1 protein-coding gene and 1 pseudogene are annotated in these 1025 nt (G+C 46.3%); both read left to right on the top strand.

Going from position 1 to position 1025, the window contains the following annotated elements; genetic code table 11:
* Window positions 1–461: type III secretion system chaperone (locus R8N28_RS27220; RefSeq protein WP_318183916.1), on the top strand; the 461-nt coding region annotated here is incomplete at its 5' end.
* Between the two features lie 10 nt (window positions 462–471).
* Window positions 472–1025, top strand: a pseudogene (gene vopR, locus R8N28_RS27215) (type III secretion system effector VopR); the annotation flags it as partial.

Below are 1025 nucleotides of genomic sequence, written 5' to 3'. Positions count from 1 at the left end.
CAGGACACAACATGGATACCGGAAAGATCAATATTCTTCTCGCAGAGCTAGGGGATTCACTCAACCTTGAGCGTGTTACAGAGTTTGAGCATCAAATGTGGTCGCTCTGTTTCAGCGAAGATAACGCTATCGATGTGCAATTTGTGCAAGAGAAGAACGAGGTGCTTGTCTCAAAAAGTCTAGTGGTAGAGAAAGATATTCTCACCGCCGACAAGCTCCAAGTGCTGCTGGAATACAACTTTTTGTATCGCGAAACGGGCGGAGTGCAGTTTTGCATCAACCCAACTACCAAAGACATTCTGCTTCAAATCGCCATCACGGCAGACACCGAGATCAGCCAATTAGCCAACGTGATCAGTCAGTTGAATGAGTTGAGTGACACTTGGGTGCAACTGTTCCAAAACAACACGGTTGTCGATTTTAGCCAACAAACTGGCTCACACCCGTTTATTCAAGTTTAAGGTTTTTTACATGGTTAATATCAATACGTCACACATGCAGTCGTTGAGCCAGCTGACGTCACATTTGGCGACACAGAATCAAGCGGACGATAAAGAGATTCGAGCACACAACGGCAAAGACATTTTCGTCAAAGAAGGTGCGCCAAAAAACAAAAGCGTGAGCGCTCGTATTAGCCATCAGAACAAAGCGAAAGACATCGTGGTGAATCTGCTCACCAAGCAGGGCATTCCAAAAGATGTGGCGAAGCAAATGCTACAAAACGTGCTCAATGGCGAAAATAAACTGACGCTCGGCAATTTGAAAAATCTTGAAAGATTGTCGTCTGGCCCAAGTTCGCATTGGCCTGCCGCACAAACCGACACCTCGTCTTCCAAAACCAGCAAAGCCTCATCCAGCGTGGCGCTGATCAACGAGCACAAAGACAACCTTCAAAAGCTGGGGGATTTTGCGTGTACAGACTTAAATACGTTTGGTCAAAAAGGGTCGCAGTTTTATGAAACAAAAGGCGCGCCAAGGCTAAAAGCTCTTTACGCGAACCAAGCACGAATCGCGCAAGACCAAAG

The organism is Vibrio sp. Vb1554 (assembly GCF_033344235.1).
Note: the sequence above shows the minus strand (reverse complement) of the source record. Positions and strands in the feature narration are given on the sequence as shown.